Annotated in this window: 10 protein-coding genes and 6 pseudogenes; 9 read left to right on the top strand and 7 right to left on the bottom strand. The window is 55.8% G+C overall.

What is annotated here, in order from left to right; genetic code table 11:
* The first annotated feature begins 116 nt into the window (after window positions 1-116).
* From nifB to BBJ66_RS18710, 5 genes are all read left to right on the top strand, one after another.
* The gene (gene nifB / locus BBJ66_RS18730; protein WP_012489550.1) at window positions 117-1,595 is read left to right on the top strand and encodes a nitrogenase cofactor biosynthesis protein NifB; all 1,479 of its coding nucleotides are present in this window, start codon (window positions 117-119) and stop codon (window positions 1,593-1,595) included.
* A 34-nt stretch (window positions 1,596-1,629) separates the two neighbouring features.
* Window positions 1,630-1,836, top strand: coding sequence for a 4Fe-4S binding protein (locus BBJ66_RS18725; RefSeq protein ID WP_012489551.1), 207 nt, complete (start codon window positions 1,630-1,632; stop codon window positions 1,834-1,836).
* A gap of 64 nt (window positions 1,837-1,900) precedes the next feature.
* Entirely contained in the window at window positions 1,901-2,218 is a 318-nt protein-coding gene (locus BBJ66_RS18720) for a nitrogen fixation protein NifZ (protein WP_012489552.1), read from the top strand.
* Between the two features lie 4 nt (window positions 2,219-2,222).
* Window positions 2,223-2,435: a putative nitrogen fixation protein NifT gene (gene nifT, locus BBJ66_RS18715; RefSeq protein ID WP_004678514.1), complete on the top strand. Its 213-nt coding sequence runs from the start codon at window positions 2,223-2,225 to the stop codon at window positions 2,433-2,435.
* A gap of 30 nt (window positions 2,436-2,465) precedes the next feature.
* Entirely contained in the window at window positions 2,466-3,404 is a 939-nt protein-coding gene (locus BBJ66_RS18710; protein ID WP_012489553.1) for an SIR2 family NAD-dependent protein deacylase, read from the top strand.
* 444 nt (window positions 3,405-3,848) lie between these two features.
* Here the strand turns inward: BBJ66_RS18710 and hisC are convergent, their stop codons facing one another.
* The 4 genes and pseudogenes from hisC to BBJ66_RS33335 form a co-directional block, all read right to left on the bottom strand.
* Entirely contained in the window at window positions 3,849-4,952 is a 1,104-nt protein-coding gene (gene hisC / locus BBJ66_RS18705) for a histidinol-phosphate transaminase (RefSeq protein ID WP_008536542.1), read from the bottom strand.
* Between the two features lie 158 nt (window positions 4,953-5,110).
* Window positions 5,111-5,655: pseudogene (locus BBJ66_RS33340) on the bottom strand (adenylyl-sulfate kinase); the annotation flags it as partial.
* 39 nt (window positions 5,656-5,694) lie between these two features.
* A pseudogene (locus BBJ66_RS35390) lies at window positions 5,695-5,793 on the bottom strand (adenylyl-sulfate kinase); the annotation flags it as partial.
* A 476-nt stretch (window positions 5,794-6,269) separates the two neighbouring features.
* Window positions 6,270-6,776 carry a helix-turn-helix domain-containing protein gene (locus tag BBJ66_RS33335; RefSeq protein WP_004671987.1) on the bottom strand — a complete coding sequence of 169 codons (507 nt, stop codon included), beginning with the start codon at window positions 6,774-6,776 and terminating at the stop codon, window positions 6,270-6,272.
* Between the two features lie 442 nt (window positions 6,777-7,218).
* Here BBJ66_RS33335 and BBJ66_RS18690 point away from each other — a divergent pair.
* A pseudogene (locus BBJ66_RS18690) lies at window positions 7,219-8,162 on the top strand (IS481 family transposase).
* A gap of 517 nt (window positions 8,163-8,679) precedes the next feature.
* Here BBJ66_RS18690 and BBJ66_RS18685 read toward each other — a convergent pair.
* On the bottom strand, window positions 8,680-9,183 hold the full coding sequence (locus BBJ66_RS18685) for a helix-turn-helix transcriptional regulator (RefSeq protein WP_010069248.1): 504 nt from the start codon (window positions 9,181-9,183) through the stop codon (window positions 8,680-8,682).
* A gap of 1,555 nt (window positions 9,184-10,738) precedes the next feature.
* On the opposite strand from BBJ66_RS18685, the gene BBJ66_RS35010 reads away from it, so the two are divergent.
* On the top strand, window positions 10,739-10,930 hold the full coding sequence (locus BBJ66_RS35010; protein ID WP_170965075.1) for a hypothetical protein: 192 nt from the start codon (window positions 10,739-10,741) through the stop codon (window positions 10,928-10,930).
* On the opposite strand, the pseudogene BBJ66_RS18675 reads toward BBJ66_RS35010, so the two are convergent.
* Both BBJ66_RS18675 and BBJ66_RS33325 read right to left on the bottom strand, forming a co-directional pair.
* Window positions 10,905-11,205 (bottom strand): annotated as a pseudogene (locus BBJ66_RS18675) (hypothetical protein). The gene BBJ66_RS35010 and the pseudogene BBJ66_RS18675 overlap by 26 nt on opposite strands.
* Window positions 11,205-11,435: pseudogene (locus tag BBJ66_RS33325) on the bottom strand (transposase domain-containing protein); the annotation flags it as partial. The pseudogenes BBJ66_RS33325 and BBJ66_RS18675, both read right to left, overlap by 1 nt.
* On the opposite strand from BBJ66_RS33325, the gene BBJ66_RS33320 reads away from it, so the two are divergent.
* Together BBJ66_RS33320 and BBJ66_RS35885 are read left to right on the top strand one after the other, a co-directional pair.
* Window positions 11,408-11,815 (top strand): hypothetical protein, encoded by a 408-nt coding sequence (locus BBJ66_RS33320; protein WP_012489556.1) that lies wholly within the window; start codon window positions 11,408-11,410, stop codon window positions 11,813-11,815. The pseudogene BBJ66_RS33325 and the gene BBJ66_RS33320 sit on opposite strands and share 28 nt — an antisense overlap.
* A pseudogene (locus BBJ66_RS35885) lies at window positions 11,812-12,909 on the top strand (recombinase family protein); the annotation flags it as partial. The gene BBJ66_RS33320 and the pseudogene BBJ66_RS35885, both read left to right, overlap by 4 nt.
* Window positions 12,910-13,300: the final 391 nt, after the last annotated feature.

Below are 13,300 nucleotides of genomic sequence, written 5' to 3'. Positions count from 1 at the left end.
GTCCGAACACGGTCGGAATCGGGCAATAAATGCAAATTCTTAAAGCAAATCCCGTCCTTGGGATGGCATGGCTTTTGCGTTTTGAAAGGCGACGTCAACTAGCAACGGAGCACTCAATGTCCGCACCGATGATTTCGCTTGAAAGTGCGACCAGCACGACATCCTTGTATCAATTGCTGGCGACCGCGAAACCGAGTGGCTGCACATCCTCGTCATGTGGCGTGTCCACAAAACCGGCCGACGTGGACCAGGCTATCTGGGCGAAGATCAAAAACCACCCCTGCTATTCAGAAGAGGCTCACCATTATTTCGCGCGCATGCATGTCGCGGTCGCACCAGCCTGCAATATCCAGTGCAACTATTGCAATCGTAAATATGACTGCGCCAACGAAAGCCGCCCTGGGGTCGTCTCGGAAAAGTTGACGCCAGACCAGGCGCTGCGCAAGGTCATTGCCGTCGCCAACGAAGTGCCGCAGCTTTCCGTGCTGGGTGTCGCCGGACCGGGCGATGCCTGTTACGACTGGAAGAAGACAAAGGAAACGTTCGAACGAGTTGCGGGGGAGATCCACGACATCAAGCTGTGCATCTCCACCAACGGGCTTGCGCTGCCGGATCACGTCGCCGAACTTGTCGACATGAATGTCGATCACGTGACAATTACGATCAACATGGTTGACCCTGAAATCGGCGCAAAGATCTATCCCTGGATCTTTTACCGCAACCGTCGTTACACCGGCATCGAAGCTGCGAGAATTCTGCACGAGCGGCAAATGGTGGGCCTGGAGATGCTGACCGCGTGCGGCATCATCACCAAAGTCAATTCGGTGATGATTCCTGGTGTCAACGACGAACACCTGGTCGAGGTAAATAAATGGGTCAAGGAGCGGGGGGCGTTCCTGCACAACGTCATGCCGCTTATTTCCGATCCGGCCCATGGCACCTACTACGGCTTGACCGGACAGCGCGGCCCGCGGGCGCTCGAATTGAAGGCGCTCCAGGATCGTCTCGAAGGCGGCGCAAAGCTAATGCGCCATTGCCGGCAGTGTAGGGCCGATGCCGTCGGCCTGCTTGGGGATGATCGGGGCCAGGAGTTCGCACTCGACCAGCTTCCCGGAGAGATCACCTATGACGCCCGTAAGCGCGAGGCCTATCGGGAAGTGATCGCCCGCGAACGCGGCGATCACGCGACCGCCAAGAGCGAGGCAATCGAGACAGTCAAAGCAGCCGGCGATGGGTCCCTCCACGTCGCGGTCGCGACAAAGGGTGGCGGTCGCATCAACGAGCACTTCGGCCATGCGAAGGAGTTCCAAGTATACGAAGCTTCGTCGAGAGGCATCACCTACGTCGGGCATCGCAAGATCGAACAGTATTGCCTCGGAGGCAGGGGCGAGGAAGCCACCCTCGACGGCATCATAACTGCGCTGGTCGGTATTGACGTCGTGCTATGCGCCAAGATCGGGGAGTGCCCTAAGACTAAGCTCATGGAGGCCGGGGTTCGGGCAACGGATGCTTATTGCTATGACTACATCGAGACCGCCATCGGCACCCTCTACGCCGCCAAGTTTGGCGTCGAACCACAAGCGGCGACGGCGTGAGCGCTCTTAATCCAACATCTTCAGGAGTTTAAAAATGGCCTTCAGGATCATAGCGTCCCAATGCACCCAGTGCGGTGCCTGCGAGTTCGAATGCCCCTCCGGTGCGATCAGGTTCAAAGGTGAGATCTACGTTATCGACCCGGAAAAATGCACCGAATGCAAGGGTACCTTCGAAACGCAGCAATGCGCGGAGGTTTGCCCCGTGCCGAAGACCTGCGTCCTCGCCGCACCTGCGATTTGACCTTCAGCATGGTCGGGGCTCCTGCGGAGAAGCCTTCAATGATATCCTGCAAGGAGGAATGCCCATGGGCCTTGGACGTGAACAGGAGGTCGAAATCCACAGGCCTCCACGATTTACACCCGGCGAGCGGGTGCGGGCCAGACTTCACGTAAAGAATGACGGCACCTATGCTGGCAAAAAAATTGGGGAAAGTTTGGTGCGGAAGGGCGACGAAGGCTATGTGCGCGACATCGGCACCTTTCTCCAGCAGTTTTACATCTATGCCGTCGAATGGGTCGAACGTGGCACTATCGTCGGCATGCGTGCCCGTGAACTGACGAGTCTAGACAACGCCGCTGCTTGCGGCGCTGCTGAAATCGCGGGGCCCCCAACGAAGGAATAGCGACATGAAGATAATGATTCGCAGAACGAGCGCCGGCTTGTCGGCTTACGTACCAAAGAAAGATCTCGAAGAGCCGATCGTAGATGTCGAGGCTGATGACATGTGGGGCGGCACGATCACTCTCAGGAACGGCTGGAGACTCGTCTTGCCCAAGCTATCGCGGGATACGCCTCTGCCGATCACCGTCCACGCAAGGAAGATTCCTGACGAGGACTGATGCTGCAAACGAGAGGTAAGAGAAAACAGCATGAATAAAATTTTGACCTCGGACCGTCTCCTGATCATTCGCAACGGTGACGCCGAAGAAAGACTTAGGCTGCTTCAGGAAGCGCTCGCTGCGGATCGGATCGTTCCCTATCTCGGTCCGGATCTCCTTCGGCTGCAATCCACGGAACCACCTGTACCGGACACCCCGGAAGCCGTCTCCGCGGCACTCAACGAACGCACACCTGCCCCTTCCAGGATACGCAGCAATATGTGGTCAGTCGCGCAGTTTATTGAACAGCGACGGCATCGCCGGACGCTTCAGGCCTGGATGGCAGAAATATTTGGAGCACCCGTGGCGCCGACCGCCCTCCACGACTGGCTCGCAACGCTGCCGCTCTCCCTTATCGTCGACGGTTGGTACGACGGGACAATGCGTGCGGCTTTCGCGAAGACCGGTCGAACGGATGTCGTCGAGATTCAGGGCGTCACGCGTGCAAACGGCGGCGGCGACATTTGGACAAAAACTTACGATCTGTCCGGGAGAGACGTCGAATGCGTCGCAGCGCCAAAGACGGTCCTCTATGCGCCGTACGGCAGTGTTATACCAGCTTCGAACTTTCTGGTGTCCGATTCCGATTACGTGGAAGTCCTAACCGAAATCGATATCCAGACGCCAATACCTGGAATGGTGAAAGAACGGCGTATAGATCGCGGTTTTCTTTTCATTGGCTGCCGCTTCAACGATCAGATGCTCCGGATCTACGCTCGACAGATCATCAAGCGCTCTCACGGCCCCCACTTTGCAGTACTTGATGCGGAAGGCCTTACCAAAAACGAGCGCCGTTTCCTTGCAGCAAGCGGAATCACGGTGGTCGACCTGCCGATCGGCGAAGCCGCGGCTCTGCTTGTACCATTTGGTAGCAAGGCGGATGGTGACCATGGCCGCACGGCTCCCGCTTCGAATCTCTGTAGCGGCTAGAGTGCCGCAGATTGAAAAAGTTCTGTTTCTGCCAAGTTCGAATGCCATACTGCCCACGTTTGCTGGCGTAGGGGATTGCGGGTGGAATCAATGGCGATGAGCGAGCGTGATCTTTAGCGGATCGAGGTTCTGTCGCAGGTGATCGACGGAAGATCGGCGACGACCGCAGATTACTGTTCGCTCAATGTCAATGCGAAGGACCGATTATGAAGAAACCTAAACCATTCCCAATACAGCGGCAGAGCCGCGGCCGAATCGCCAGAAATAAGCCTCGCATCGGCCACCGGGTGCTCCACTCGTGCGCCAATAACACGCGTAATCAACGGGATCGAGACGGCACACGCTTTACGGTCTTGCGCTTATTTGTGATCTTTATCCCACAATATGGACTTCGATACTTGGTGTTTCCAAGTGACAAGCAGTGTGGCCAATAATTCTAACCGCCTAGCTCTGCGTCTTCATACTTCCAGAAATGATGTCCCTGGCGGCTGAAAGGAACGCGTCCATTTGGGTTCTGGTGCCGATGCTGACGCGGATAAAATTTTCCAAACCGGCATCGGGAAAGACGGCTACAAGTATGTTCTGCCTATCCAAAGACGCTTGCCACCATTTGCCATCTCGTCCGGGTGGCACCCGAGCTAGCAAAAAGTTTGTGTGGGAGGGAATGACAGAAAAGCCCAATTGAGACAAGGCAGTGGTCGTTCTGTGTCTTTCATGTTTAATATATCTGTGGTTCTCGTCGTAGTCGGCGCGGTGCGAAAGGATACTAATGCCCACCGCATGGCCGATCACGTTCATGTTAAAGACATTTTGCAGGTTGCGTAGCCTCCCAATAAGTTCGGGATGACCAAAGCCGAAACCGACGCGAATTCCCGCGGCTGCAAAGCCTTTCGAAAGTGTTCTCAATACTAGAAGGTTTGGATGACGATCGACTAGGCGCAGGGCATCATCGGGTGCAAAGTCGACATACGCTTCATCCACCACTATCAACTGGTCCGATTGCGCGACGAGGCGGTCGATTTCAGCCACCGGAACGAATGTTCCCGTTGGATTGTTCGGATTGGCCAGCAGTATGAATTTTGCATCTTTTGCTGGACCAAGAAGCAGCTGCTCGATTGGCAGAGAATAAGACTCGCCCCATTCGATTTCGAGAAATCTGGCACCCTGCAACTTGGCCAGTTTGCGGTTAAAGGAAAAACCTGGCGATATCATCGCAACGCTATCTCCCGGGTCGAGGAATGCTCTGTAGATGAGCCCAAGCAGCTCCGACGAGCCGTTCCCGGCGACCACCTGATCCTGGGAGAGGCCATACGCGCTGGCGGCTGCGTCGCGCAAGCTCAGATTGTCATCTTCGGGATACAGATAATGCCGTTCGAGGGCCGCCAGCGCACTTTGCAACACCATCATCGGCAACGGAAACGGATTCTCATTCGTGTTTAGTTTAACGCAGTTCGCATCTCGCCCCGGTTGATTGGAGGGTAGCGCATTTAGCTGTCTCGCCATCGGCGAAAGAGCCGAAAGCACGGCTTGCAGCTTTGCATCAGCCATATCTTTTCTCCGTTTCAGTAAGCCGAGTCGTGAGCGCGTGATCGGCCGTCTCCTGTTGAAGCCACATCGGACGTTGGCGCGGGCCGCCTGCGGGCTGCTACGGTCGCCGCGTAGTTAATAGGCCAAGGACCGCCGCGGCCGCTTCAAGCCGCCAATGGTCAAGCCTCCCCACTCTCACACTCATGCGTCACTTGCTCCATTCGCCTTTCGAGGAACTGTTCGATCTCAAACGCCAACGCCGCAGGGTCGTGGCCAACCGTTTCGAGATGTAATTCAGCGCCCTCAGGGATTTCGTACGGCGAGGAAACGCCGGTGAAATTGGCGATCTTGCCGGCGAGCGCCTTCCGATAAAGCCCCTTCGGATCGCGTCGCGCGCATTCCTCAAGCGGCGTGTCGACGAGGATTTCAATAAGCTCCCCTCCTCCATCAGCTCGGCGACCTCGGCAACGCGGCGGATGTTCTCGACGCGATCGGGTTGATTGAAGCCAGGTCGCGATTGAGCCCGTGGCGCACGTTGTCGCCGTCGAGGATGTAGGTGTGCTTCCCGTGGGCATGCAGCAGCCGGTCGAGCGCATTGGCGATTGTCGACTTGCCGGAGCCGGAAAGTCCAGTGAACAAAAGGACGGCTGGCTGCTGACTCTTCATCGCCGCGCGCGCCCTTGTCAGCGTCGGTCGCCTGCCAATGCAGGTTGTCGGCGCGCCTTGCCCAGCTTTGGCTGCCACTGAAATTGAAGACCCCGGTCGGCCCTTGGGCTTTGCGAAAGAGCTCGGGAGGATCGACGTGGTCGATGAGTTCCAGCTCGTTTTCCCAGCACAGCTTCCACCGCACCTCAGAACGCATGCAAAGACCTCCTTTGGTATTTCCTGCTGCTGTTTTTGAAGCCCGCACTGTGCGATCGAAGCAGTGGCCGCCCCGATGCATGTCGGCGCCGTTGCTCGGGTTCGCGCTATAGCCAGTCCGGATCGTCAAATGTTTCGCCGTCACTCGCGTCTGAGATCATTCCTAGTGCATCATCACGGGAGATTGGTAAAATGGATTGTATGAATGGAATTATCGATGCTTTGTATGTCGAATATACGGGTTTCTTAGACTTTGACGTGACCTCCCTGGCACTCGCGGCGTAAAGACGACCGCGCGTCCCCTCCAGCGGCCGAAAGCAGGGATGCGTTGGACCAGTTGACCCAACTGCGCCCTCCCCGGTTTACCCACCTATGTCCCGGAGTGGCGATGAACGGTCGCCAGCTAGTCCTTCGCGGTTTCTGATGGAACTTCATCAGGGACGCACGTTCTGTTTATTGAAGCTAGCGATCTACGTCCTATTCGCGATCGTCTGCAGTGGCGCTGGTAGACGCGACTTTCATGGCACGATCGCCGCTATCGCTACCGGTCTCGTCTATGCGGCTTAGTAAGCTGAAAATATCTTGCAAGATCTCTTCATCGAAAGTCCGCAACTTCACGATAGTAGCCAGCAGCAGAACCGCTTTGGTTTCAGTTTCGCCCCAAAGATAAGGTGCCGCCGGGGCGATAATCTCTTCCGGAGTGGCATCCAAAACCTCACACAGATGAATCAGTCGGCTCACGGTCAAGCGGGATACTCCATTTTCGTACCGGCCGTAGACCTGCTTAGTGATGCCAAGCAAGGGCGCCAGTTTCGAGCGCGGGAGTTTTCGCTTATCGCGGGCTTCGCGAAGGCTGATGCTGATCAAGTTTTCGAGTTCGGCGCTAAGTGCAATCCGTCCGTCAAAAGGTTTTCGATAGACCGGCTTGTCTATGCCTGGATCATCGACTTGTTGCAAACCGAGTTCATTAATCCATTGCTTCAATGGTGGTCCTGACATTGCTCCGACTGAGGTAAATGCGCCAAAGCTCTTTATACGGAAAGTGATGTGCTTGGAACCACCAATGTTTCGTTTCGATCTAATTTGGCGCATTTTGGGCCACGCGGACCTCACCCGATAGCTATCGTTCACCAAAATATATAAGTGATCGCAAGTACATAGACATAGATCATACCGAAATCGCTTCACGCAAGGATTATCCACTTGCGCCAAATTGGCTATGACCCTCAGTGATTTTGGTGATAACGGTCGCTTCATTTCCTCGTCTAGCTCCCGGGACGTCGTGTGCGGGCATGGTGGCCTTTTGTCCTGCACGTGGAGCTCTCGGTTCACGGCAGACCAATCACGGCTCCGCGCGCTGGCTGCTCTGGTGTTTGGTTCCGGCATTTGATGGTGCAATATTTTCCTTGGCATGGAGGGAAGCACTATGGGCCAGGTTCTACACGGGAGCGCCACGACGACAGAGGCAATCCGTCGAGCAATAGTGAAGAGAGCCTGAAAACGCTTTCGAAGCGATACGGGATCAACCAGAAAACCGTGGCGAAATGGAAGAAGCGGACATCGTTGGTCGACCTTCCTACAGGCCCAAAGGACCCGCACTCGACGACCCTTTCCCTCGAAGAAGAGGCCGCTATCGTCGCCTTCCGCCGGCACACGTTGCTGCCGCTCGATGATTGCCTCTACGCTCTTCAGCCGACCATTTCACATCTGACGCGTTCGTCGTTGCACAGGTGTTTGCAGCGCCACGGCATTTCACGTCTGCCGGAGGTCAGAGGCGACAAGGAGCCGAAGAAGAAGTTCAAAAGCTATCCGATCGCTTACTTCCACATCGATATTGACGAGGTGCAGACGGCTGAGGGCAAGCTCTATCTCTTTGTCGCAATTGACCGAACATCCAAGTTCGCGTTCGCGGAACTCTACACCAAAGCCGGCAAGATGAATGCCGCTCAGTTCTTGCGCAATCTGATCGCGGCAGTGCCCTACACCATTCACACCGTTTTGACCGACAATGGCATTCAGTTCACCAACCGAGCTTGTGATCGAAATGCCTTCCAGCACATCTTCGATTGGGTCTGCGACGATCACAGCATCGAGCATCGCCTGACCAAGGTGAAGCATCCCTGGACCAACGGACAGGTCGAACGGATGAACCGAACGATCAAGGAGGCGACCGTCAAGCGCTTCCACTACGACGATCATGCGCAGTTGAAAAAACATCTGGCCGACTTTATCGACGCCTACAATTTCGGGCGCCGGCTCAAGACGTTAAAGGGCCTTACGCCTTACGAGTTCATCTGTAGACGATGGACTTTGGAGCCGGATCGATTCATCATCGACCCCATCCATCAAATGCCGGGACTAAACACCTAGGCGATGCCCTTACCTCTGAACGGCGACAGCCATGAACAGCGTTTCCAGTCTCAGCGACTCGACCCCGTTTTCGCGGAACCTGATCGTGATGTCAAAAGACTGTTTCCGAGCCGAATGGCAAAAAGGATCGGCGCGATGGAACGGAGGCGCGGAGAGGACGGGCTTAGATTCAGCAATCGAAATCAAAGCATGCGCGCCGGCAGCTCGAATACCCACATGGCATTGAGCGGGAAAACCCAACGAGGGAGTTTAACACAGACCCTACTGTCGAAGCAAAGCGCATGCAAATAGACTTGGCGTCGCTCGCCGACGAATCGCTCGAGCATCGAGCGAGATCAACGCCAACCAAACATCGAAAAATTGCGCAATCGGCGCGTATTGTTGATCAGACGGAAATTCGAGTGAAAAACTAAGTTGTGAGATTGCGGGTGTCTGCACACCGACGACAGCGCGTCGGCTGCGACAGCTATCACCAATACTGCTAACTACTGGTCGGGGCGTCATAGACAAACCCAGCTCACTTCACGGGCTCCGCTACATCACTGATACCTCTGTCGCTCTCGTCGTCATCGGGGATCATTCGCTGCAGGAGCCGAATAAGATCGCGCGTCGTGCCGTTCGGAAGTCTCCTAAGAATCCTCGCCAGTGTGAGACAATCCTCGGCCTCCTCCGATGTGCGGCCCCAAAGATGTGGCGCAGCTTCAAAGATCATATCGATAGGCATGAAGCCAAGAATCTCACACAGATGGATCATCCGAGTAACAGTCATTTTGGAAAATGCCCGCTCGTAGCGTCCGTATACAGGGATGGACAGACCAAGCATTGGAGCAACGTCTGCGCGAGACAGGCCCTGCGCTTCGCGTGTCTTTTTCAGGAACGCGCTGATCAATTCCTCCATGTGACCCAACGATGTAATTTCGCCGCCGAAACCTGGCTTTCGATAGATCGCCTTGTCAACCTCCGGATCGGCGGTGCTGACGAGGCCTCTCGAACTTCTGTAGCTTGCTAGATCTTCCGTCACCGCACGTCCCTGTTTTCCTGCCACTCGTTGTAGGCTTGAGCCAACCTGAACCGATTTGAACCACTTGTCATCGCCACACTACAACCGTTTTAAATACCCATTTTGGGCATTTTTTGCGTTATAGCAAATATTTGAGAGTTTAGCCAAATTGCTTCATGAATGCATTCAAAACAGTCTCGCTAGACCGGTGGCCCAGTTCCATGAAAGATGAGTCGGCTATGGCCGCACCCGCGACTGAAACATCTAGGTTGCGTCGAATTTGAGCGAAAATTCACATTCAATGCTCAACATCTTCTAAGCGGTCTTCGTTGAGGACGATAAGACATAATCCTCGAAAACCGATCCATTTCCCCGTCCCACGATATCCCATTTGGCTAGCTGGGAAAGCTCCGCCGTGCTGGAAATCACTCAGCCAAGAACCCATATCGGTTACCGCTCCCGCTAGCGTGTAGGTTCGATGCTCTCTGAAAATTCCGGCATCATGGAGCAAGTGCCACAAACGTGAACTTTGCTAAACGAAGCCGCCACCTTATCGCATCCACACAAAGGGCTTGAAATAGTCGACCGTGAGGGTTATATCTTTGTGAGCAGCAGACAACGAGGCTTCCGAAAGGTCGCTGTTGCAGGTGCACCCTTAGAGGTCGGTACACCACGGTAGGGCACACGCGTTCGGCGGAAACGCCATGGGAAGGCTCCTTTAGGGGGCCTTTTTTGTTTCTAGGGCACCCTTATTTGCTGGAAATGAGCCTTTTTTACGAGTTGGCAGACGTTACACCTTCGCTTGATGCGGCTGAAATTAATTTCTTTCTGATCAGCGCTTTTTACCACCAGTTCTACGTTGTGTTCGTCTGATCTGCTCGGGAAAAGGTAATAAACAACAAGATCATTAAGGCCAGAGGTCAGGACAGGGCCTGAAACGGCAATGTTACCTGCCCAGTAAGGCATACAGAGGTAGGCACAAGATGCTCGAACGTGAATCTACCTTGCGGATGTTCGATTGTTGGGAACGAGTCGTTAATAGTCGTCATGAGGCGCGGTCACCCGAAGACAGCTCTCACGATCTGGACCCATTCACTGAACTGGATTATAGATTGCGCTGGGTAGTCTGGCTCTGAGACATTGAATTTTCTCCCGATATAAGGGCACGGGTTTGACAACCTTACGAAAGTGCTAACCCCTGAACGTGGTTTCGTTCTCCTGGTAAGGGTCCTTTCATGTTCAAATCGATACGAATAGAGCACTGACCTTTCGCTTCCGTCCTTACGACGGAGTTGTCTGCTTATGTCTCGCGTATGGACCGGAAGCCTGAACATGCTGCAGGAGCGAATTCCATCCTGAGACCGAATTCCTACGACGCTTTCTCCGCAGGAGACCGGAGGTTCGAAATACGACCAGTGCGCCTGGCCTGACCCGAGAGAGGCTTCGGGCAGCCGAGGACGACACCTACGGCCTGTTCGTCGACTTCCGTTGGCCCAAGAACGTCGGGAAGCCATATTGCCCTCGCTGTGGCTGCCTGGCGCCGTACGGCGTCGTCGTTCTGATGCTCGGAGCCGGAATGCCGCGCCGAATTTTCGGTTTTCGCCGACCGCAAGCTTTCATTCAAGAAGATCATCATGGCAATCTGGGAGGAATCACGGCCGCCAAGGGCATGGCGGCGCTCCATCTGAGCCGCAAGGTCAACGTCCAGTACAAGAGTATCCATCCGGCGAAGGCCGCGGCACTTATGATTTCGGCTCGTCTGCCATGATGCGTTCGAATCTTGTCGCGATCGCATTGCTCGTCGACAAGGAACTGCCGAACACCTCCTTCCCAGGTGCGGATATCGGCGAGGAACTCCTTCAAGCTTTCGATGCCCCGGTCGGTGAAGGTCGTGATGCCCTCTTCGCTGCCGTCATGGGCATGGATCATCTCACCATAGTCGATGTTGTCGGAGTTGCTGGCGACCTCCTGGATGAGTTCGAGGTTCTCGCCAATCAGCGTGGCGACGTAGTTGATCGTGTAGACATGCGTCGGGCGCGCCATCAGGCCGCCATCTGCCGGGCGCTTCCGGCGGGCCAGTTCCACGGCAGCAGTTCCGGCAGCCGTGATACGGGAATGCCAGGCATGCGGGCGAGCACGTCCGCCAACCAGGCCTGCGGATCGATATCGTTCGTCTTTGCCGTGACGATTAGGGAATACATGAAGGCAGCACGCTCGCCTCCGCGCTGGGAACCGGCGAATAGCCATGCCTTTCTTCCGAGAGCAATGCCCTGTTCATTCTGCCCATGTCGGCGATGAAGTCGAGGTTCACTATTGCTGGCATCCATATTTTGGCCAGAAGGTTTCCATTCGTCGCGTCGAAGAACGAGCGACAGGCCGGTTTTTGAAGGTTCTGGGGCCGACAGGTGTCGTCATCGCGATCTCAGGGTGGATGATCGATCCCGTGGTCTGCCGCGGCATGACCATGGGAACGCCACGCGTCGATCTTGCGACGCTAATCGAATTGAACAGGCTGGTCTCTGGCGGCAGCAAAGCGGCACCCTTCCGAAGTGGACGTAGAATCACTCAGGAGGACCATGATGAGATCTCGCAATACGCTGGTGCCGGCGTCGGGCCGGCAGCTCGACCTGATATTCGAGGAGCTCAACGATGACCATCACTGATTTGATTCCGACAGCGCTGCTCGCGCGCAAGGCCGTCGTTTATGTGCGGCAATCCACTCAGTCGCAGGTTATAACCAATCTGGAAAGCCAGCGACGGCAGTATGATCTTGTTGACATTGCGCGACACCACGGCTTCAGCCACGTCGAGGTGATCGACGACGACCTCGGGCGCTCTGCCAGCGGAACCGTCGCCCGTCCGGGCTTCGATCGTCTCGTCGCCCTACTGTGCGCCGGCAAAGTTGGTGCCGTTTTCTGCTTCGATGCTTCACGGCTTGCGCGCAACGGTCGGGACTGGCATCACCTGCTCGAACTGTGCGGCCTGGTCGAAGCCCGCGTCATTGACCATGACGGCGTCTACAATCCATGTCGACCCAACGATCGGCTGCTGCTGGGAATGAAGGGCAGTATCAGCGAGTTCGAACTGGGCGTGCTGAGAGCCCGGATGCTCGATGCCGCCAGGTCGAAGGCGCGCCGTGGCGAACTGCGACTTTCTGTTCCGTTCGGCTACATTTGGCATCGGGAGGCCGGGCTTGGGCTCGATCCTGATCTGCGTCTGCAAGAGGTAATTCGATCCATCTTCGCCCGCTTCCACGACCTTGGAAGCGCGCGTCAGGTGCTGCTGTCGATGACGAAAGATCACATTCACTTCCCTCGGCCGTCGGATGAAGGGCGCATGACCAACTTCGTATGGATGCCAGTACGTTATCGCAATGTGATCGGCATCCTCAAAAACCCCTTCTACGCCGGCGTTTACGTCTATGGGAAGAGCGAGAAGCGGACTGCCATCGTCGATGGATGGGCTCGGCGCAGTTACGGGCACGGCAAGCCCGTCGGTACCTGGGAGGTGATGATCCGGGACCATCACGAAGGTTACATTAGTTGGGGCGAATACGAGCGTAACCAACAGCAACTGGCCCTCAATAATTATGGCCGATCGGGTGGGACTAAATCGGGCCGCGGCGGCAAAGCATTATTATCAGGTCTCCTGACCTGCGGACGGTCTGGACGGCGACTGAGTGTTGCCTATACGGGAAATCCACAAAATCCTGTCTATCGCTGCTATAAACAGAACCTGATGATGGGCTTGCCCCGTTGCATGACGTTCGGCGGCTCGAAGGTCGATGCGGCGGTTGCGCGCGAGTTGTTGCGCGCGGTAGAACCATTAGCGATCGAGGCGACTTTTAAAGCAGAGCGGATGCACCGGGAGCGACAGGAAGACCAGCGCCACATTCACGATCTGGAGCTACAACAGGCCCGCTACGAGGCTAGCCTCGCCGAGCGCCGCTATGCGGCATGCGATCCCGACAACCGCCTGATAGCTGCACAGCTTGAGAAGAATTGGGAAACGGCGCTACGCCGCGTCCGTGATCTGGAAGTGCGCAGGCCTACCGAAAGTCCTTCAACCATCGAAGTTGACCCAGGCACTTTCGCAAACCTCGCCGACAATCTGCAGGCGGCCTGGGAGTCGCCGGATG

The sequence above is a fragment of the Rhizobium sp. RSm-3 genome (genome assembly GCF_001854685.1).
Classification (GTDB): domain Bacteria; phylum Pseudomonadota; class Alphaproteobacteria; order Rhizobiales; family Rhizobiaceae; genus Rhizobium; species Rhizobium ecuadorense.
The sequence above is the reverse complement of the archived record's forward strand: the minus strand, read 5'-3'. Positions and strand labels throughout refer to the sequence as shown.